Annotated in this window: 17 protein-coding genes; 14 read left to right on the top strand and 3 right to left on the bottom strand. The window is 63.1% G+C overall.

The annotated features are described in order from the left end of the window. Positions 1 to 277 precede the first annotated feature (277 nt). From MUN73_RS16730 to MUN73_RS16700, 7 genes are all read left to right on the top strand, one after another. Positions 278 to 1,864: an ABC transporter substrate-binding protein gene (locus tag MUN73_RS16730; RefSeq protein WP_250141652.1), complete on the top strand. Its 1,587-nt coding sequence runs from the start codon at positions 278 to 280 to the stop codon at positions 1,862 to 1,864. Between the two features lie 141 nt (positions 1,865 to 2,005). Then, positions 2,006 to 2,995: an ABC transporter permease gene (locus MUN73_RS16725; RefSeq protein ID WP_250141651.1), complete on the top strand. Its 990-nt coding sequence runs from the start codon at positions 2,006 to 2,008 to the stop codon at positions 2,993 to 2,995. Further along, the gene (locus MUN73_RS16720) at positions 2,992 to 3,993 is read left to right on the top strand and encodes an ABC transporter permease (protein WP_250141650.1); all 1,002 of its coding nucleotides are present in this window, start codon (positions 2,992 to 2,994) and stop codon (positions 3,991 to 3,993) included. The genes MUN73_RS16725 and MUN73_RS16720 overlap by 4 nt, the downstream gene beginning before the upstream one ends. Before the next feature lies 1 nt (position 3,994). Beyond that, entirely contained in the window at positions 3,995 to 5,275 is a 1,281-nt protein-coding gene (locus tag MUN73_RS16715) for an ABC transporter ATP-binding protein (RefSeq protein WP_250141649.1), read from the top strand. Then, positions 5,272 to 6,597, top strand: coding sequence for an ABC transporter ATP-binding protein (locus MUN73_RS16710; RefSeq protein ID WP_250141648.1), 1,326 nt, complete (start codon positions 5,272 to 5,274; stop codon positions 6,595 to 6,597). The genes MUN73_RS16715 and MUN73_RS16710 overlap by 4 nt, the downstream gene beginning before the upstream one ends. Positions 6,598 to 6,806: 209 nt before the next feature. Next, positions 6,807 to 7,172, top strand: a complete 366-nt coding sequence (locus tag MUN73_RS16705) for a DUF7344 domain-containing protein (RefSeq protein WP_250141647.1) — start codon at positions 6,807 to 6,809, stop codon at positions 7,170 to 7,172. 138 nt (positions 7,173 to 7,310) lie between these two features. After that, positions 7,311 to 8,237 carry a DMT family transporter gene (locus MUN73_RS16700; RefSeq protein ID WP_250141646.1) on the top strand — a complete coding sequence of 309 codons (927 nt, stop codon included), beginning with the start codon at positions 7,311 to 7,313 and terminating at the stop codon, positions 8,235 to 8,237. A 64-nt stretch (positions 8,238 to 8,301) separates the two neighbouring features. Here the strand turns inward: MUN73_RS16700 and MUN73_RS16695 are convergent, their stop codons facing one another. Both MUN73_RS16695 and MUN73_RS16690 read right to left on the bottom strand, forming a co-directional pair. Next, positions 8,302 to 8,574, bottom strand: coding sequence for a DUF8028 family protein (locus MUN73_RS16695; protein WP_250141645.1), 273 nt, complete (start codon positions 8,572 to 8,574; stop codon positions 8,302 to 8,304). Positions 8,575 to 8,966: 392 nt separating this feature from the next. Then, positions 8,967 to 11,195, bottom strand: coding sequence for a CDC48 family AAA ATPase (locus MUN73_RS16690; RefSeq protein ID WP_250141644.1), 2,229 nt, complete (start codon positions 11,193 to 11,195; stop codon positions 8,967 to 8,969). Between the two features lie 201 nt (positions 11,196 to 11,396). Between MUN73_RS16690 and larC the strand changes: the two genes are divergently transcribed. The 5 genes from larC to MUN73_RS16665 all read left to right on the top strand — a co-directional run bounded on the left by larC (position 11,397) and on the right by MUN73_RS16665 (position 16,273). After that, positions 11,397 to 12,800: a nickel pincer cofactor biosynthesis protein LarC gene (larC, locus tag MUN73_RS16685; RefSeq protein WP_250141643.1), complete on the top strand. Its 1,404-nt coding sequence runs from the start codon at positions 11,397 to 11,399 to the stop codon at positions 12,798 to 12,800. 178 nt (positions 12,801 to 12,978) lie between these two features. Further along, positions 12,979 to 13,506 carry a metal-dependent hydrolase gene (locus tag MUN73_RS16680; protein ID WP_250141642.1) on the top strand — a complete coding sequence of 176 codons (528 nt, stop codon included), beginning with the start codon at positions 12,979 to 12,981 and terminating at the stop codon, positions 13,504 to 13,506. A 289-nt stretch (positions 13,507 to 13,795) separates the two neighbouring features. Next, the gene (locus MUN73_RS16675) at positions 13,796 to 13,966 is read left to right on the top strand and encodes a hypothetical protein (protein ID WP_250141641.1); all 171 of its coding nucleotides are present in this window, start codon (positions 13,796 to 13,798) and stop codon (positions 13,964 to 13,966) included. Next, positions 13,959 to 14,990: a polysaccharide lyase gene (locus MUN73_RS16670; protein WP_250141640.1), complete on the top strand. Its 1,032-nt coding sequence runs from the start codon at positions 13,959 to 13,961 to the stop codon at positions 14,988 to 14,990. The genes MUN73_RS16675 and MUN73_RS16670 overlap by 8 nt, the downstream gene beginning before the upstream one ends. A 365-nt stretch (positions 14,991 to 15,355) precedes the next feature. After that, positions 15,356 to 16,273: a glycosyltransferase family 2 protein gene (locus tag MUN73_RS16665; protein WP_250141639.1), complete on the top strand. Its 918-nt coding sequence runs from the start codon at positions 15,356 to 15,358 to the stop codon at positions 16,271 to 16,273. 29 nt (positions 16,274 to 16,302) lie between these two features. On the opposite strand, the gene MUN73_RS16660 is transcribed toward MUN73_RS16665, so the two are convergent. Next, positions 16,303 to 17,982: a hypothetical protein gene (locus MUN73_RS16660; RefSeq protein ID WP_250141638.1), complete on the bottom strand. Its 1,680-nt coding sequence runs from the start codon at positions 17,980 to 17,982 to the stop codon at positions 16,303 to 16,305. A gap of 327 nt (positions 17,983 to 18,309) precedes the next feature. On the opposite strand from MUN73_RS16660, the gene MUN73_RS22705 reads away from it, so the two are divergent. Continuing rightward, on the top strand, positions 18,310 to 19,932 hold the full coding sequence (locus MUN73_RS22705; protein WP_250141637.1) for a capsular polysaccharide export protein, LipB/KpsS family: 1,623 nt from the start codon (positions 18,310 to 18,312) through the stop codon (positions 19,930 to 19,932). Then, positions 19,929 to 21,053 (top strand): glycosyltransferase family 4 protein, encoded by a 1,125-nt coding sequence (locus tag MUN73_RS16650; protein ID WP_250141636.1) that lies wholly within the window; start codon positions 19,929 to 19,931, stop codon positions 21,051 to 21,053. The genes MUN73_RS22705 and MUN73_RS16650 overlap by 4 nt, the downstream gene beginning before the upstream one ends. The last annotated feature ends 22 nt before the right edge of the window (positions 21,054 to 21,075 follow it).

Here is a 21,075-nt window from a genome sequence, read left to right as displayed (position 1 = left end):
ATTTCGTCGTGTCATCCAGCGACCATCCCGGGTGTGCGCTTCGCGTGAACGCACGCAGAAAACGGGTGGGGCGGCGGATCGACGACGGGAGCGCCCCGTGGAGACCCGCGACCCCGGATTCGACGGGGGCCCATCCCCGATCGATCCGACCGACGATCGTCCCGTTCAGAAAGTGGTGATTCGTGCACGAAAACGTGAACTTGACTCCACACTCGGTAACGGATCGGGCGACGCTACATCAGTATATATAAGTTACCTGCCTACTATTCGATGGGGTATGCAGGGTGCTGACAAACCCACTCTCGACCGCCGAACCGTACTCAAGCTCTCCGGCGCCGCCGGGGTAACCAGCCTTGGAGCGATCGCAGGCTGTCTCGACGATCCGACGAGCGACGAGGACGGCGAGACCGACGAGATCGTGATCACGCAGGGACAGTTCATCGAGACGCCCGACCCCAACGACCACATTACGGGGCCGTACTTCAACATCTTCGACCAGATCTACGAACCGCTGTTCAACGTCACGCCCGACCTCGATATCGAGTCCCGCGTCGTAACCGACTGGGAGCCCACCGGCGACGGATCGACGGAACTGACGATCCGGGACGACGTCCAGTTTCACAACGGCGAGGACCTCGTCGCAAGCGACGTCGCGTTCACGTTCCAGCGGATGATCGACGACGAGGTCGGCCCGATCAGCGACCAGGCGGCCGGCCTTGGTGCGATCGAGGGCGCCGAAGCGATCGACGAAACGACCGTCCGCGTCGACTACGGCGATGCGGCCCCGTCGCTGGCCGAGTACCAGTTCGGGAACTACGGTCGCGTCGTCAAGGAGGACTGGGTCGGCGAGCAAGAGACCCAGGAGGGAGCGATCATCGGCGACTCCGCCGACGCGTTCAACGGCACCGGGCCGTACCAGGTCGTGGAGTACGAACCGGGCGTCGAAATCGTCCTCGAACCGTTCGACGACTACTGGGGCGACGAAGCGACGTTCAATACCGTCACGTTCAACGAGGACACCGAGTCGAGCGGCCGCGTCAGTGCGCTCCAGGCCGGGGAGACCGATCTCGTGGACAACGTGCTCCCCGACGACGTCTCGACGGTCGACGAGGCCGACGGGATCGAAATCCGGAACGAGACCAGCCTCCGGAGCATCTTCCTGGTCATGAAGAACGGGGTCGAACCGTTCGACAGCCAGGAGTTCCGCCAGGCGATGAACTACGCGGTCGACAACCAGGGGATCATCGAGTCCATCCTCGGCGGGTTCGGGGAACCGATGACCCAGATGCACTCGGAAGGAATCTTCGGCTACAATCCGGACCTCGACCCCTACGAGCAGGACCTCGACGAGGCGGAATCGCTGGTCGAGGAGAGCGGCTACGCCGGGGCGGAGATCACGCTTCACGCCCCCGAGGGCCGGTACCTGAACGACGCGTCGGTCGCCCAGACGGCGGCCGACCACATCGACCAGCTCGAGAACGTCGATTGTGAGGTCAACCTCCGTCCGTTCCCGGAGATTTCGGACGGTGCCAGCCAGCCGTACGACGACGACGGGATCCCGTTCTTCCTCATCGGCTGGGGCGTCATCACGGGCGACGCCGACTACGCGATCGACCCCTGGATCAATCCGGATCACCCGCTCGAGACGTTCCGCGACGAGGACGCCTTCGCGACGCTCGAGGAGAGCAAAGCGGAATCCGACTCCGACGCGCGCGAGGAGTTGCTCCAGGAACTCAACGCGGACCTGCGCGACAAGGCCCCGTTCGTGTTCCTCCACTCGCAGGACAGCATTTACGGTGTCAACCAGGACCTCGACTGGGAGCCGCGTCGCGACGAGACGATCTACCTCTGGGACATGGAGTAATCGGCTCACGCACCGCCTCGAAGCCTCGAAGTGTGATCATCGCGCGGGCGATCCGAACGAATTCGCGGTCGATCGATTCCCGATGGTCACACCGAACGAAACCGTATTGGGCTCGAAGAAACAGCGTCAAGCTAGAATGCAATGCCTCTGGGTAAATTCCTGATCAAACGTCTGTTGCAGGGGATCTTCGTTATCTGGGGGGTCGTTACCCTGACGTTCGTGTTCCGGGCGATCTCGCCCGGCGATCCGGTCAACATGATCGTCGACCAGCGCGCCTCACAGGCACAACGCGAACAGGTCCGGGAGAATCTCGGCCTCAACGAACCCTACTACGTGCAGTACTACGAGTACCTCCAGCGGATGGTGACCGGTGACCTCGGCTTCTCCTACCGGGAGGGCCGGGACGTCTTGCCGATCGTCCTCGAACGGGTTCCGGCGACGATCGAACTGGCGATCGCGGCGACGATCGTCGCGCTCGTAATCGCGATCCCGCTCGGTGTCATCAGCGCGACCCGGCGGAACGAACCCGCCGACTACGGGGCGACGCTCTTCTCGCTGGTCGGCATCAGTACGCCGAACTTCTGGCTGGGAATCATGCTGATCCTGGTGCTCGCAGTCGAGGTCGGCATCTTCCCGACGGGTCGGCGTCCGGTCGCGCTCCACGACGCCCTGTGGCTGTTCCTGACGACGTTCTACGTCGGTGATCTGCTCACCTGGGTCAAACACATCATCCTCCCGGCGATCGCACTGGGGACGTACTTTACGGCCCTGATCACGCGCCTGACCCGGAGCGGAATGCTCGACGAACTCGGGAAACCGTACGTCACGGCGACCGAGGCGAAGGGACTTCCGGGCGTGCTGATCCGGTACAAACACGTCCTCCGGAACACGATGATTCCGATCATCACTGTTCTCGGCCTGCAGCTAGGTACCCTGATCGGCGGCGCGGTGATTACCGAAACCGTGTTCTCCTGGCCGGGACTCGGCCTGAAACTCATCACGTCGATCCGTCAACTCGACTGGCCGCTGCTGCAGGGCATCATCATCTTTATCGGCATCTCGTTCGTCGTCATCAACATCGTCGTCGACGGCCTCTACGCGTATCTCAACCCCCGGGTGATCGAAGAATGATCTCCGATCGAGTCAAGTCTAATCTCCGACATGAATTCAGGCAGAGCCTGCTGGCGAAACTGGGGCTCGGTATTCTCGTCGTCATCTTCATCATGGCGCTTTTCGCCCCGGTGCTCGCGACGCACAACCCGAACACGACCGGCTACTTCGACGACAACGGCAACTCGTACCCACCGATGGGACTGACGTCCGAGGCCCACACGTGGGAAGACGGCGAGCGAATCTCCTACACCACACAGCCGAGCAGCGACCACTACCTCGGGACGAACAACATCGGACAGGACGTCTACTCGCGGCTCCTCTTCGGCGCCCGGACGTCCCTGCTGGTCGGCATCCTCGGAACCAGTCTCGCCGTCATCATGGGCGTTCCGTTCGGACTGATCGCGGGCTACTACGGCGGTCGGGTCGACGACGCGATGATGCGCGTCGCCGACGTCATGCTGGCGTTCCCGTCGCTCGTGCTCGCAATCGCGCTGGTCGGCGTCTTCGGCTCCGCGACGATCCCGATCCCCGACCCGATCGTGCGGGCCGGGCTGGCCGAGGGGATGCCCAGGAGCGCGACCCTTCCCGGAACGGTGACGATCGTCGTCGCGCTCGTCACCTGGGTCTGGTTCGCCCGGGTCGCCAGGGGCGAAGCGATGAGCATACGGAACGAGGAGTACGTGAAAGCCGCACGGAGCATGGGCGCGAGCAACCGAACGATCCTGCTCAGGCACGTCCTCCCCAACAGCCTCACGCCGGTGATCGTGCTCGCGACGATTCAGGTCGCGGCGCTCATCCTCCTCGAGAGTTCGCTCTCGTTCCTCGGGTTCTCCGGAACGACCCTCTCGTGGGGGTACGAGATCCAGCAGGGGCAGGACTATCTGGGATCGTCCTGGTGGATCTCGACGATTCCGGGGATCGGCATCGTACTGGCGGTGATCAGTATCAACCTCCTCGGTGACTGGCTCCGGGACTCCCTGGACCCGAACATCGAGGGCGAAGGCGGAGGTGCCTGACATGACAGAGGACATCCTACGCGTCGACGGACTCTCGACTCGCTTTTTCACCGAACAGGGGCAGGTAAACGCCGTCGACGATCTGGACCTCCGGATCGAGCGAGGGGAGGTCTTCGGCATCGTCGGCGAAAGCGGGAGCGGCAAGAGCGTAACTGCGCGCTCGATAATCGACCTGATCGACTCGCCAGGCCGGATCACGGACGGCGAGATCCGGTTCAACGACCCCGAGCTGGCCGACAGGGTCCGCGGGGACCACCCCGAGGCGGTCGACGGCGACTTCGTCGATCTTCAGGCGATCCCCGAACGGATCCGCCGCTCGCTCCGGGGCACGTCGTTCAGCATGATCTTCCAGGACCCGGAGAGCAGTTTCAATCCGAGCATCACGGTGGGCGAACAGCTCGCCGAAGCCGTCGAAGTCCAGCGCCGAGCCAGCGCGAACCCGCGATCGACGCGCGCGCGAACGCAGTCCGAGGAGTACTCGCTCGGGAACTTCCTGCTCTCGACGCTCCTCCCGTCGCAGCGATACGTCTCGGAAGAGAGCCGCGAACGGGCGATCGAACTCCTCGAACTGGTCGGCATCCCGGACCCGGTCGAGCGCGCCGACGAATATCCTCACGAGTACTCCGGGGGGATGCTCCAGCGGGCGATGATCGCCCAGGCGCTCGCGGGCGAACCCGACGTGTTGATCGCCGACGAGCCGACGACAGCACTCGACGTGACCATCCAGGCACAGGTGCTCGACCTGCTCGACGAACTCCAGGAGGAAACCGGGATGACGATCCTGTTGATCACGCACAACCTCGGCGTCATCGCGCGGATGTGCGACCGCGTCGGCGTGATGTACGCCGGTGAAATCGTCGAACGGGGGACCCTGTCGGACGTCTTCGACGACCAGATTCATCCCTACACCGAGGGACTGCTCGGATCGATCCCGGACCTCGAGGACACCGGCAGTCGACTCGACCCCATCCCGGGGAACGTTCCGAGTCTGCTCGATCACGAGATGGGGGATCGGTGTCACTTCGCCGATCGCTGCCCGAAGGCGATGGACGAGTGTCTCGAACACCCGCCGGAGTACCCCGCCGATGGGAGCGCTCACCATCGTGCTCGCTGCGTGCTCGCCGAGATGGAGTACGACGAAGCGAAGGCGGTACCCGAGGGCTATTTCGACGAGACCGATCGCCCCGCCGGAGACAAACACGTCGGGGCCGAAGAGACCGACGACGACATCGACGAACGGGCCGCACAACACGCCGAAACGACTGGAGGTGAGCACCAATGAGTACCGACGAGCCGCTCGTTCGCGTCGACGACCTCGAGAAGTACTTCTGGGAAAACGATTCGATTCTCGATCGACTGCTCGGCGACGAGCCAGTACCGGTCCGCGCCGTCGACGGGGTGAGCCTCGAGGTCTACCCCGGGGAGACGCTCGGACTCGTCGGCGAATCCGGCTGTGGCAAGTCGACGGCCGGCGAAACGCTGCTTCGATTGCAGGAGTCGACGGGCGGACGCGTCGAGTTCGACGGCGAACCCGTCTCCGAGTTGCGCGGGAGCGACCTCGAGGAGTTCCGCCGGGACGCCCAGATCGTCTTTCAGGATCCGTTCTCGAGTCTCGATCCCCGGATGACGATCGAGCAGATCGTCAGGCAGCCCCTCGACATTCACGACGTCGGTACGGTAGAGGAGCGTCGCGAGCGCGTCCGGGAGTTGTTAGAGCGCGTCGGCCTCTCGACGGACCAGCTCGATCGCTACCCACACGAGTTCTCCGGCGGCCAGCGCCAGCGGATCGGGATCGCCCGGGCGCTGGCGCTCGATCCCGAGTTCGTCGTGCTCGACGAGCCGACGTCCGCGCTCGACGTCTCGGTCCAGGCACAGGTGCTCAACCTCCTCGACGACCTGCAAGACGAGTTCGGACTCACCTACCTGCTGATCAGCCACGACCTCTCGGTGATCCGCCACGTCTGCGATCGCGTCGCCGTGATGTACCTCGGCGAAATCGTCGAGATCGGACCCGTCGAGGAAATTTTCGAGGATCCGTCCCACCCATATACGCGGGCACTGCTCGAGAGCGTGCCGCGAGCCGCGACCGGCGAACGCGACCGGGAGCGCGAGACACTCACCGGGGACGTGCCGTCGCCGCGGAATCCGCCGAGCGGCTGTCGGTTCCGGACGCGGTGTCCGATGGTGATTCCGCCGGCCGACCTCGACATCGACCAGGATCTGTATCGCGATCTGATGACGCTCCGCCAGCGCGTCGAGGACCGAGACATCTCCCTCGAGACGGTCGGGGAGGACGACCAGTTCGAGTTCGACGAGAGCGAGGGCGTGGCCGATGCCGACGTCTCCGACTTCGTCGCGGCGCTGCAAGCGCGACTGCTCGATCGGGACCTGCCGGCACCGCACGACGAAATCGTCGCGGACGCACTGGCGGCGCTCGCGGGCGGGAACTGGGACGACGCCGAGCGGCGCCTGCGGGCGGAGTACGAGAGCATCTGCGAACGCGAGTCCCCCGACCTCGGAAACGGGGCCCACCCGGTCGCGTGCCACCTCTACGACGGGTCGATCGAGGGCCACGACGGGGCCGACGATTATAGTAGCCACTGAAACGAGTTACACACTGATCGCAAAGCCGTCCTGCGATCAGGTGTGCATTGACTTTCAGTGGCTACTATAGCACTAGCGGAGTACCGCTCCCCCTCGACGATCGGAACCGACGCGGCTGTCGGGCCTCACCGGGTCGAAACCGGAATTTTCGACGGGAGTCCAATCTCTTTAGGCAACGGGTGTATTAGCGATGGGTTCGTGGAAGCTGTATGAGCCAGACAAAGGCCTCGCGAATGGAGGCCGCGTGTTCCCTACTCGCCGAGTCCGAGCGCCGATATCTCCTGTATCAGCTGGCCGAAACCGAGCGGGCGAACCTCGACGCACTCATGGACCAGATCGCCGCCTGGAAACTGGACATCCCGTCCTCGCAGGTCGACGAGGACCTCAGACAGCGGATCTACGTCTCGATGGTCCACAACCACCTGCCGCGGCTCGCGGACTACGACATCATCGACTACGACCTGCGAAGCGGTGACATCGTCCTCGCGGAGGGGTTCGAGGACATCAGGCCCCTGCTCGATCAGTTCCGGCAGACGGAAGACGAGGTCGAGATTCGTCAGTTACCGCCACTCTAACCGGACCCCGGCTCGATCGCCGAGATCGAACACTGGGTCGGCTCGATCGGCGGAACCGAACCGACGGATCGACTCGATCGGGGACCGCGACGGATTTCGAATCGAAATACATAGGACGGCTCACTGACGACCATCGGTGTGACTCGGTATCGCAATTTCGGACTCTTCCTGGCGCTCGCTGCAGTCTGGGGGACGGCGTTCGTCGCGATCAGCGCCGGCCTGGAGTACTTCCCGCCGGTGCTGTTCGCGGCACTGCGCTACGACGTCGCGGGCGTGCTCATGCTCGGCTACGCGGCGTACGCCGTCGAGGACTGGCGTCCGCACGGCACCGCCGAGTGGGCCGTCGTCGGCGTCGGTGCCGTGCTGTTGATCGCGGCCTATCACGCCTTCCTGTTCGTCGGACAGCAACACACGACCGCGGCCGCCGCGGCGATCCTCGTGAGCCTCTCGCCGGTGCTGACGACGGGCTTCGCGCGGGTGCTGGTTCCGAGCGACGCGCTCTCGGTCGTCGGAGTCGTCGGGGTCGTCCTCGGGCTGGCCGGCGTCGCGGTCATCGCCCAGCCGGATCCGTCGAACCTCCTGGCGACGGACGTCGTGGCGAAGCTCCTGGTCTTCTGTGCTGCGGGTTCGTTCGCGCTCGGGAGCGTCCTCACCCGGCGGATCGACGCCACGCTCCCGATCGAGACGATGGAGGCGTGGTCCATGCTCGGCGGTGCCGCGGTGATGCACGTCGTCAGTCTCGGCCTCGGCGAACCGATCGAGCCGGGGACGTGGATGCAGCCGGTCGCGATCGGTGCGCTCGGCTACCTCGCACTCGTGGCGAGTGCGATCGGTTTCCTGCTGTACTTCGACTTGCTCGATCGGCTCGGTGCCGTCGAGATCAACATGGTGTCGTACGTCGCACCGGTTTTCGCGGCGATCGCCGGCTGGCTCTTTCTCGGAGAGGTCGTCGACGCGACGACCCTCGCCGGCTTCGGCCTCATCGCGATCGGCTTCGTCCTCGTGAAACGCCAGGCGCTCCGCGACGAGGTCGGGCACGTCCGGCGTCAGCACTCGGGCGAGTGAGCGCAGTCCGGCCGAAGTGAGCCCCACAGCGACCCGTGTCCACCCCCAGTGGCAGCGAGCGATACTAGCGTCGGTGTGCGTGGCCGACGTAGAGCGCGACGAGGTTCACGGCGAGCAAGCCGAGAAACACCATGGTCTCTCGCGAGGTCGACAGCCCGGTCGCGAGAAGCGGTACGTAGAGGAACGGCATGACGATCGCCGCCCAGAACCCTGTCTTGCGGATCGGCGTCGCCATCGACGGGACGATTCGCTCCAGCGCGCCCGTCTCGCCGGTATCGTCTGTCGATTCGTCTGACCCGGCCGAACGCTGGTCGTGAGCAGTGGGGGAGTTCGTCATGGAACGACTGGTCCGGGAACGAGTTCCGTCCGCGGCCACATATATCGGCGCGACCGTTTCAGATGTTTGGTACCAGTTCACAAAGATAAGGGGTGAACTGAATCGACCGTTGCTCGACGCGGGAGCGAATCGACGCGATCGGCCCGTGACCGGGTCAGTGGCCCACGATTCCCGCACAATCCGATCGCTTCGCCGGACAATCGCCGGTTACCGGCGGGTACGGATCTCCTTCGATCGTCGCCGTAGCGTCGCGGCCATACCGACGGAGGTACACGGACGGTGACGGGTCGAACGGCGACGAGAACGGTCTCATACGCGTATCGATCGGTCTTGCAAGCGATCGTCGACGTCGCGGTCCGGACGAAAAGAGCGCCACCACCCGAAGTGGCTCCCTACTGGAAGCCGATCCGACTGCCGCGACGACCCGTCGGATCCGGGCCGCTCGTCCCGCCCTGGAACTCCTCTTCGATCCGCTCGTAGTAGTCGAGGATGTCGTCGGTGATCGTCGGCCGGACGTTCTCCATGGCCTTGCGGAAGTGGCGCATCTCGACGACGTCGGCGTCGTGGTCCTCGCGCAGGGCCTCGATGGCGGCCTCGCGGGCGATCGACTCGAGGTCGCTACCGACGTAGCCGTCGGTGATCTCGGCGATCTCGGTCAGGTTGACGTCGGCCGCCAGCGGCGTCTCCTGGGTGTGGATGTCGAGGATGCGTTCCCGACCGTCCATGTCCGGTTCGCCGATCATGACGAGCCGATCGAACCGACCCGACCGCAGGAGTGCGGGATCGATCATGTCCGGGCGGTTCGTCGCGCCGATGACCATCACGTTCTCCATCTCCTCGAGGCCGTCGAGTTCCGTCAGCAGCTGGTTGACGACCCGCTCGGAGACGTTCGACCCGGTGTCACCGCCGCGGCCGGGTGCGAGCGCGTCGAGTTCGTCGAAGAAGATCACCGTCGGGGAGACCTGCCGGGCCTTGCGGAAAGTCTGACGGATCGCTTTCTCCGACTCGCCGACCCACTTCGAGAGCAGTTGCGGGCCGCGGACCGAGATGAAGTTGGCGTTGGTCTCGTTGGCGACCGCCTTGGCCATCAGGGTCTTCCCGGTCCCCGGCGGCCCGTAGAGCAGGACGCCCGCCGGCGGATCGATCCCGAGCCGATCGAACCGCTCGGGATTGTTCAGCGGCCACTCGACCGACTCCTTGACCTTGTCCTTGGCCGTGTGGAGGCCGCCGACGTCGTCCCAGGAGATCTTGGGCAACTCGACGAGGACCTCCCGCATCGCGGAGGGTTCGACCTCGTTCAGCGCACCGCGGAAGTCCTCCCGCTTGACGATCATCCGATCGATCAGGCTCGGCGGGATGTCCTCCTCGTCTAAGTCGATCTCCGGCAGGTAGCGCCGGAGGGCCTTCATCGCCGCCTCCTTGGTCAGGCTCTCGATGTCGGCCCCGACGAAGCCGTGGGTCTCGTCGGCGAGGTGGCCGAGGTCGACGTCGTCCGAGAGGGGCATGCCGCGGGTGTGGATCTGGAGGATCTCCTCGCGGCCGACCTCGTCCGGGACGCCGATCTCGATCTCGCGATCGAACCGGCCCGGGCGACGCAGTGCGGGGTCGACGCTGTCGACGCGGTTCGTCGCCGCGATGACGATCACCTGGCCGCGGGCCTCGAGGCCGTCCATCATGGTGAGCAACTGGGCGACGACGCGGCGCTCGACCTCGCCGGTGACGTCCTCCCGTTTCGGTGCGATCGAGTCGAGTTCGTCGATGAAGATGATCGACGGCGACTCCTCGCTCGCGTCCTCGAAGATCTCCCTGAGCTGCTGTTCGGACTCGCCGTAGTACTTCGAGATGATCTCCGGGCCCGCGATGGAGAAGAAACTCGCGGAGGTCTCGTTGGCGACCGCTTTCGCGAGCAGGGTCTTCCCGGTCCCCGGCGGGCCGTGGAGCAGGACGCCCTGTGGCGGCTCGATCCCCAGTTTCTTGAAGATCTGCGGGTGCTTCATCGGGAGTTCGACCATCTCCCGGACCCGCTGGATCTCGCCCTGGAGGCCGCCGATGTCCTCGTAGGTGATCCCGCCCCCGGTCTTCTCGAAGCCGGAGATCGGTTCCTCCCGGAGTTCGACGTCTGTATCCTCGGTGATGAGGACGACGCCCTCCGGTTCCGTCTCGACGGCGATCAGCGGGATGGCCTGGCCCGGCGATCGCATGAACGGATGGTTCGTCGAGGACATGACCGGGACGATGTCGCGCCCGACGACCGGCCGTTTGAGGATCTGCCGTTTGACCATGCCGGCGGCGTCGGAGCCGAACTGGACCGACGCCTCCTCCGGCGGTGCGAGGGTCAGCTTGTTGGCTTTCGTCGCCTCCGCTTTGCGGATCGTCACCCGCTCACCGATGCCGACGTCGGCGTTCTGACGGGTGAATCCGTCAATTCGAACGGTGTCGGTGTTCCAGTCTTGCCGATCCGCACGCCACACCTTGGCGGCGGTGGTGTCTGCACCTTCGATCTCGATGATGTCGCCCGGACTCAGCTTCAGATGCAACAGCGTGTCCGGGTCGAGTCGGGCGATACCACGACCCGAGTCGTTCGGGTATGCCTTCGCTACCTCCAGTTGGACTTCGTTCATGATTCGGGATGGACGGCGATGTCAATGACTCCGATTCGGTGGCGGATAGGTTTTTTGCTACCACAGGATATTCCTGTGTTACTTGCTACCACGTCAAAGTCCGGGAGGAGGATACATAGATGTACCGGCCTCGGTTGGTTTTGATGATTCTCCGGGTCTCGAGGGGATGGGTTTTTCAGTTCACCCGTCCGCCTGCTATTTATGAGAACGATCGCGTTCGACGGACGAATGGGGGCGAGCGGCGACATGATCCTCGCGGCGCTGGTGGACGCCGGCGCGGACCCGGACGTGCTGGACCCCGTGACCGACGCGCTCGACCTCGAGTACCGGACCAGCGAGACGGAAAAGAGCGGGATCGCCGCGACCGGGGTCGACGTCGTCCTGACGGACGTCGAGCGATCGGCCGACCACGATCACGACGGTGACGGCCCCGATCACGATCACCAGCACGATGATCACGGCCACGCGCACGATCATCACCACCACGACCACGATCGCGCGCACGATCACGGACATTCGCACGCGGAACACGATCACGCGGAACACGATCACGCGGACGACCACGATCACGCCGAAGGCCACGACGAGGCTCACGTCCACGCCGAGGGCCACGGCCCGCACCGGAGCTATCTCGAGGTCTGCGAGATCGTCGAGGACATGGGGCTCCCCACGGCGGTGGAACGGGACGCGCTCGCGATCTTCGAACTGCTCGGCGAGGCCGAAGCGGGCGTCCACGGCGAGTCCCTCGAGGACATCCACTTCCACGAGGTCGGCGCTGACGACGCGATCGCCGACGTCGTCGGGACCGCCCTGCTGATCGACGATCTCGACCCCGATCGGATCGTCACGACCCCGATCGCGGCCGGCCGTGGGACGGTCTCGATGAGTCACGGCGAGTACCCCGTCCCGTCGCCCGCGGTGGTCGAGATCGCGACTCGATCGGACTGGTCGCTCCGCGGCGGCCCCGTCGACGCGGAGTTGCTCACGCCGACGGGGGCCGCGATTCTCGGTCACTACGCCGACGCGGTCGAGTCGTTGCCCGCGATCGACCTCGAGGCGTCGGGCTACGGCGCGGGCGGCTACGATCTCGACCCGCACCCGAACGTGCTGCGGGTGCTGGTAGGCGATGGCAGCAGTGAACTCGTCAAAGACGACATCGCCGTGCTCGAAACCAACCTCGACGACACGACGCCAGAGGTGCTCGGCGGCCTGCAGGAGACGCTTTCGGACGTCGGTGCGCGGGACGTCTCGATCGTCCCGGCGACGATGAAGAAGTCGCGGCCCGGTCATCTGGTGAAGGTTATCTGTAAACCCGAAGATCGGGAGCGGGTGGCCCGGCGGCTGGCCGAGGAGACAGGGACGCTGGGGGTGCGGGACGCCGGTGCGACACATCGGTGGATTGCCGAGCGGGAGTTCGAGACGGCCGATATCGAGGTTGAGGGTGACCGGTACGAGGTGACGGTGAAGGTTGCGACCGATGCGGACGGCGACGTGTACGACGTGAGCGCGGAGTACGACGATGCGGCGGCGGTCGCCCGGGATGCGAACGCACCCGTCCGAACCGTTCTACGGCGGGCGGAAGCGTCCCTGCAGAGCCGGGAGTGACTGCGGCACGAGAATTACAGCCGTCGAAGGGTCGCAGGATATCACGTCCGGAACGTGGCCTCGGCGGTTCGTCTTCGAGACGGGCCGATCGACGTGCGCGTCAGGACGACGTGAAACGGTCGCGGTTCGGCAGGTGAAAGCGGTAGTATAATTCGACGCATAACGTAGACGGCCGACGATGCTCCCGCCAGGACACGTCGCCGTCGGATACCTTGCTTATTCGGCCCTTCGACGAGCGATACACGGCGACGTTCCTCCCGCATCGGCGATACCGTGGCTCCTCCTCGGAACGCAACTCCCGGACCTGATCGACAAACCGCTTGCGTGGTGGTTCGGCGTCCTCCCGGCCGGCCGATCGCTCGCACACTCGCTCCTGTTCGCCGTTCCACTCCTCCTGCTCGCGAGGCGCTGGTTTCGACGAAGCGACAGACCAGGTGCTGGGGAAGGACTCGCCGTCGGCTACCTCTCGCATCTCCTCGTAGACGCAGCGCCCCTCCTCTGGAGTCGGCCGGAGTTGGCGTCGTTTCTCGTCTGGCCGGTCCTGCCGGCCCAGGTGCGACCGCGACCGGCGATCTGGCCGCCGCAGGTTCTTTTCAGCCCGACGGAACTCGCGTTCGGACTGGTTATCGCACTGGTATGGATCGCCGACGGGACGCCCGGACTCGAGTATGCGCGGTGGATGCGCGGTCGGTTGATCGACCGATAGGGACATCGTCCGCGCGCTCGAGCAGTAGACGGCCCAGGGTAGCCGGGTCGCTCGGCCCTGGCGTTCACCGCACTCGATCGGTCATGATGGAAATCGTGAGAATTAGATGACCGCGCAGGACGGCGAACGATGAGAGGTCCTCTCGACAAACGTGATTTTTATGTATCTAAACTATTAGCGGACCAGTGTATTATATATTGAAATATATATCTTTATCACTCTAATATCGCCGCGTATAATACACAATCAACGGAAGATTTATCCAGATAAGGTCGGATTAGGATCGTGCATGGTGCTGAATGACGGAACGGCAGATGACGGTCAACCGGTCGGTCCCGAGACGCGTGGCGATCCGGCGTCAGCGGTCGTCGAGACCAGCAGTCCCGACCAGCGCGGCGGACGGGACGACGGAGCGCAGAGCCACGTCAGCACCACCTCGCGAGACTTCTACTATGACTGATAACCACAACTACAATAGGCCCGAAGAGGGCAGCCAGGACTGGCATATCCCGCTGAACGAGAACTTCGATCAGATCGACACCGACGTCGAAATTCGCGACGAGGAATCGAACATCGAGAACTACGAACCGAAGGCTGGAGCGAAATTCCTCGCCCTCGATACCGGCGTTCGGTATATCGGTGATGGATCGTCCTGGAACGAACTCGGAGTCTCGGACCCGGTTGCTGACCGGTTAGAGCGAATCGAATCGCGGCTCGACGATCTCGAATCGGGGACATCGGACGAGGCTACCGGGAGCGAAGAGACGGACGTCAATCCGAAAACGCGGATTCCCTTCGACAGTCAGTCGTCGCTCGACGAGTTCTCCAACTCGTACTCGATGGGGAACGTGTCGATCGTCTCGAACCCGGCGTACGAGAACAGCGCCTGCGAGATTCGAATCCAAGAAGGTGGACACGAAGGCGCGAGTATGCACTATCTCTTCGACGACCAGTGGGGGTACGAGCCGGAGGAGCTACACGCCCGGTACTGGCTGCGGTTCAGCGACAACTGGAACTCGAACTGGAACGGCAAACTCCCCGGTTTCGGGGCGACAGACGGTGAAACCGTCGCACGGGCCAGTGGACGACCGAACGGCTACGACGGATGGTCGGCGCGCGGGAGTTTCTACTCGACGTCCGGGACCTCCGATCCGGTCGATATCGGCTATTACGTCTATCATCCGGAACAGAGCAGCCAGTACGGCGATCACGTGACGGCCGGCGCGAACCTCGAGCGCGGAACCTGGTACCAGATTGATCAGCGCGTCGAACTGAATACGCCGGGTGAGAACGACGGCGTCCTCCAGCTCTGGATCGACGAGGAACTGTACATCGACGAGAATAGCTTCCGCTTCCGCGACACGTCGGATCTGAAGATCGAATCCTACTGGGGTCACGTCTACCACGGCGGCAGCGAACCCTCGCCGAACGACATGGCCGTCTACTGGGACGAGCTCTCCCTGGACGAAGCGAAGTTGCTCTAGCGGTTCGGGAACGGGGTGGCCGCCCCTCCCGAATTGGACGACACGTCGGTCGAACCGGCTAACTACGTCCCGGGCCATCTCTCGGACGCCCCTCGATCACGCCAATCCACGGTAGCCCGCGCCGTCCACCAACGTTTCGAAATCGCCGAAGCAAACCGGTGTTTTTTGGAGACGGTACGTTCGCGACCGGCGATAATACTGCAGATTCGTATGGAGCCATTTTATGCGCCGAGGTCGTATCTCGCCCCGATGCGTTACGATCGAGGACGCAGCACCCGCAGAACCGTCGTCGCCGTCGAACGACGTTCCCAGTCGTCTCGACTAAGCCAATCGGACTCGACTCCCTCGTATCGATGTACGTTCTAGTGACCCCCGCACGAAACGAAGCGGATAATCTCCCGGCAGTCGTCGAACGCGTCAGAGCACAGGAACAACGGCCGGCGTGCTGGCTCATCGTCGACGACGGAAGTACCGATCGGACGCCGGAACTGCTCGAGACGTACACCGAGGAGGTGCCGTGGATTTCGGCCGTGCGACTCGACCGTGACGCGTCGGAGTACGACTCCCACTATGGACCTGCCAAGGTTATTTCGACAGGGCTCGAAATTATAGCGCGCGACCACGAAGCGGAGTGGGCACAGTGTGACTACGTCGGCGTTCTCGACTGCGACATCCTCGTCCGTGACGATTACTTTTCGTCACTGCAGACCGAACTGCGATCGGCGGAGCGACGTGGCATCGTCAGCGGCTTACTGCACGAACGCGACCGGAGAGACGACGCCGAGGGGAACCCGTGGGGCGGTGCGATGCTGTTCGACCGGCAGTGTCTCGCGGACATCGGCGGCTATCCGGTCGTTCCGTCACACGACGCGGTGTTCCGGGTCAAAGTCGAAAAACGGGGCTGGAAGACCTACAAAACGCCCGAGACGTGCGGCCTACAGCTCCGCTCTCCCCACAGTGCCCGAGGACTCTGGAACGGATACAAACGCGAGGGGGAATCGCTGTATTTCCTGAACTATCATCCGATCAACGCCTTGCTGGCGGGCGTCTACCACGCGCTCCGATCACCCTACTACCAGGGAGTTGCGTACCTGTACGGGTATACGTCGTCGTACGCACGGGGTAGAGAACAAATTTCGGATCCCGAAGTCGAAGAACACTACCGCGAGGAACGATTCGACGACCTCAAGCGCCGTATCGCCACCAGGGGTCGAACCGCGACGAGAGCTGTGACGACCCGAGTTCGACACCTGCTCGGACTGAACGGCGTTCCGTCGCAGTAACGCTGATTTACCGCGCGGTAACGACGCGTTCAGACGGAGGAATTGCTGTAGACGGTAACGCCGCCGTTCGAGTACGTTTTGCTGTACTCGTTCTCGACGGCCGAGAGCTCAGACCAGTCGACGCGCATATCGCCGTGCCCGCCGGTCCGGATGACGTCGGCGCCCTCTCGGAGTGAGACCCGATCGTAATTACCGTCGGCTACGTTGCCCTCGAGAACGTCATCCGTGATGCTCTCGTACTCGACGCGGTCGCGATCGGGAGCGAAGTAGATCTGTTCCTGGGCGTAAAAGTGGTCCGTGTGCGTCACGCCGGTCGCGTATTCGGCGGTGAACTTTTCAGCCTCGATTTCCTCCTCGACGAGGTAATCACGAGCGGCGTAACTCGCGTCCGGGACGGCGACGGCGACGCCGACCTGGGAGAGGATCAAAACGACGACGACGACGATGGCCGGGACGCTGCCGGTAACGCGACCGTCCGTATAACTGATCAGCGCAGCGAAGATACACAGCACCGCGAATATTTCGTACAGGAACATACTCCGGGAGATCGTAATCGCGTCGGGGGCGAGTACCGAGAGGACGACGAACAGCCCCGTCGACGCCGTTGCGGACAGCAGAGTGGAAAGCAGTACGCTCGAGCGCCACTGGCGAATTCCGACGAGATACAGCCAGGAAACCGAACTCATGAGAATGAGCGTTATCGTGTTGCCCCTAAACAGTAGCAACTGCCACGGGCGAGACAGGGTGTTCGTCGCTGTCGTCACGGACGTCGGGTCGTCCGCTGGACCGGACATCGCAACGAGCGCCAGCAATCGGTAGACGACGTTCGAAAGAAAACTCGTGTAGAACACCCACAGCACGGCAGTCGACAGGCTGACAATCCCGATCATCAGGACGACGGGATTGTCCTGCAGGGTGGTGAGGCGGACGGAGTTCGCGTAAACGGTGTCGGTTGCCAGGAGGAAGAAGCCGAGCAGGACGACGAAGAAGATGAGGAGGACCAGCGGCGGAAGCTTGTGGGTGACCAGCAGCGAGAGCACTGCGAGGAGCGTTAACAGGGTGAATTTGCCGTTTCGATACTGGAGGAAGCGAACGAGACAACACATGAAAAACAGCAACTGGACTGCGGCCAGTGTTTGCGCGATCGGCCAGAATGCGAACATGAGGGCCTGCGCAACGACCGACGCGATCAGGGCCGAGAGGAGAACGAATTTCGTGCTGTCGAATCTGATCCGGAGAAACTGATACGCGAGGATCGGATACCCGATGCTGATCACGAGCGGGAAGACGGAAAACGAGTAACGCACGCCCAGGTCGGTGATGGCGTTTACCACGACGACGAACCCGATGTAACCGGATGCAACGTCGTAGAACGGGATCTGTACGGAAGAGAGATCGCCGGTCGACGCGGCTATCGCGGCGCTATCCGCGTACGTGTTCGGATCGACCCCGATGAAGTACTCGGGGAAGACGAAGATCATCGTCGTATATACTGTCGAGTTGAGCGAGAGTACCGCGACGAGCGGCGCCGACAGTCCGTCGACGGTATCGGCGGTAGTCACGAAGAGGAGAAAGAGCAGGCTACAAATAGCTAACGTGGCAGGTAAGTACGGAAACACGGACCCGGCGGTCCACGAGAGGGCGATACCGCCGGCCCAGAGTAACAGCGTGGCGCTGAGCAACGCCTTCAGCGATGCGGTGTCGTTCATGCGTCGAAGTGATCCGAAAACCGCTCCCGACGTTCGAAGTCGGTCGTATCCACAGGTGCGGGGATAATAAATGATTGTTGCCCGAGGCGTGATGGTCTCGAACGATGACTGTTATCGCGTAACTCGGTTTTCCTCGGACTGTTTTGCGACTCGGCTCGAATTCGATTCCGACAGCCCTCCATCGAAACGAACGTTCCACGTATTCAGATTATGAATCGGAACAGTAACTTTCATCCACAACACCGTTATTTGGGCACTTCTCGTGTAGGAACACTCGTCTTCATCATGGCTACGTTGCAGGATATTCAGCGAGAAGCCTTCCGGGTCGTGTCTCGTCTCGGATACGGCCGGGCAGCGCTCGATAGCTACCACGGATTGGTCGGCGCACCGCACCTCGAGCACCTGGAGGGCGTCGACGACGAGAGCCGATCGTACGAACTGGCCCCCGGGGACGTACGCGGTGACGCGGTGTTCCCGATTGTCCCGGGGAACGTCGGCATCGTCTATCGCGCCTGTATTCTCGCTCACGCCTTCGAGACGAGAGGGTACGAGCCCTTGATGATCCGGTGTGATGGATCGCTCGATATCTGCCCGCACAAATCGGTCGAGCGCAACGACTGCTATATGTCCGACCTGTGCCAGGTGAACAGCGAGACGACGGTCGACGCGTTCGGACTCCGGTCGACATCGGTCGGGGAGTTCCTTCCGGAGGGGTACGAACCGCCGTCGGTCCCGCCCGATCCTTCTCACTCGTTCGAGTACAGGGGCGTTCCGGTGTCGGATTTTGCGAGAGCGTCTACGCGAAAGTACTTCAGAAAGCACACGCTGGAACTCGGAGACCCGGAGGAACGGAGCGTGTACGAACGGTTCCTCCGTTCCGCGTTTACGCTCGTCGACGCGTACGAACGAGTGTACGATCGCTACGACGTCGCCGCGACCGTGGCGAACGAAGTGGTGTACGTGCCCGGCGGGGTCGCACTGTCCGTCGCGGACGCCCACGACGTCCCGGCGTACAGTATCGACGCGGGGTTCCGGGAAGAGACGCTAATGTTCGGACAGTCCGACAACCGAAATCCTCAGCCACAGTTTTCGGACGAAGCGGCCGTTCGCGCGTTTCTCTCCCGACCGCTGACTGACCGACAGCGCCGTCACATCGAGGATCTGATGGGAACCCGAGAAGACGGTGGCGAGACGATCCATCAGTACTCCTCGCGGGAAAAGCGGTCGATCGATCGGCGGGAGGAACCCACGGTCGGCGTCTTTACGAACCTCATCTGGGACGCGTCGCTCGAGATCGACGACGAGGATTTCCCTTTCGTCGAGGTGTTCGACTGGATCGACACGACGATCGATCATCTCTCAGGACGGGACGATGTTTCACTGGTCGTCAAGACGCATCCGGCCGAATCGGTTCGCGGGACGAACGAGCGTGTGGCCGACCGGATCGAGGAGCGGTTCGCACCGCTCGCCTCGAACGTCCGCCTGCTGCCACCCGAGACCGACGTCAATACCTACGAGTTGATTGACGACCTGAACGTGGGAGTAGTGTACAACTCGACCGTCGGACTGGAGATGGCGTACCACGGCATTCCGGTCGTCGTCGGCGGCGACACGCATTATCGCGAACTCGGATTCACTTACGATCCGGAAACGAAAGCCGACTACCTCGCGCTCCTCGAGGAATTCGAGACGCTGTCGATGGACGAGGAGATGCGGGAGCGTGCCAGGCGATACGCGTACTGGGTTTTCGTCCACCAGAACGTCGACTTCCCGTATATATCGGTGAACGATACGTTCGTCGATTTCGAGTATCGACCGGTGAACCACGACGAACTCACGCCGGGGAACGAAGTGTTCGACTGGATCGTCGATCGGATGCTCGAGAACGAACCGATCGTCAGGTGTCCCGATCGAGCACCGTATAGCGACGATCGGCCGGAGGTCACGTGACGTCCGAAACCGCCGAGGCGTCGGCCGCACGGACAACGACGGTGACGTCGGAGACTGGGGAGGAGATGCAGGTACTGCACCTCCCGTACTTCGACACCAACCCGTATCAGGCGAACCTCGCGGCGGCGCTCGAGCGAAACGGTGTCTCCGTGACGTTAACGACGGGATATCCGGCGGAGGCGGTCCGAACGCTCTTCTCCGAGGGGGTGCCGGACGTGCTTCACCTGCACTGGATCTCGCCGTATCTCGTTGGCGACAGCCGCGTCACGAGCGTCCTCAAGGCGGCGGTCTTCTGTACGGGCCTCCTCGTCGCGCGGCTGCTCGGCGTTCGAATCGTCTGGACGGCACACAACCTCGTCGAACACGAACGACGGTATCCGTCGTTCGAGCGGTTCTGTAAGGGACTCCTCGTCGAGCACCTGTTCGATCGGGTGTTCGTCCACTGGCAGGAGGCCCGCTCCGAACTTCGCGAGGAGTTCGGGCTGGCGGAAGACGGAGAGCCGTTCGTCACCGTCACGCACGGCCACTATATCCACAACTACGAAAACGAGGTCGACGAGGAGACGGCCCGATCTCGGTTCGGAATCCCACCGGACGCGTTCGTCTTGCTGTTTTTCGGCGGGATCCGATCGTACAAGGGAGTTCCCGAATTGATCGACGCGTTCGAAGCGCTCGACCGCGATGACGTTCATCTCCTGATCGCGGGGAACACGTTCGAGACCGACCTCCACGAACAGATCGAAGACATGGCGAGCGCGAATCCGCGCATCCACTGCACGCTCGAGTTCGTTCCGGACGAGAACGTCCAGTGGTACATGAACGCCGCGGACGCCGTCGTCTTCCCGTTCGAGGACATCTTCACGTCCGGGAGCGTGATACTGGCGATGTCGTTCGGGAAGGCCGTCGTTGCTCCTCGCTCGGAATATCTTGACGAGTCCGTCGGGAACCACGGGGGAATCCTGTACGACGGCGACGATCCGGACGGGCTGGACGCCGCGCTCAAGGAAATCGTCGACAGGGAGGTCGATTCGATGGGACGACGTAACTACGAGTTGGTCTCCCGTCACGAGTGGGAGACGGTTGCAGCCGAAACTGTGGCGGCGTACCGGGAGGTGCTGTAACCGTTCCGGTTGACGCTCGAGA

It is taken from the genome of Halosolutus amylolyticus (assembly GCF_023566055.1).
Classification (GTDB): domain Archaea; phylum Halobacteriota; class Halobacteria; order Halobacteriales; family Natrialbaceae; genus Halosolutus; species Halosolutus amylolyticus.
Note: the sequence above shows the minus strand (reverse complement) of the source record. Positions and strands in the feature narration are given on the sequence as shown.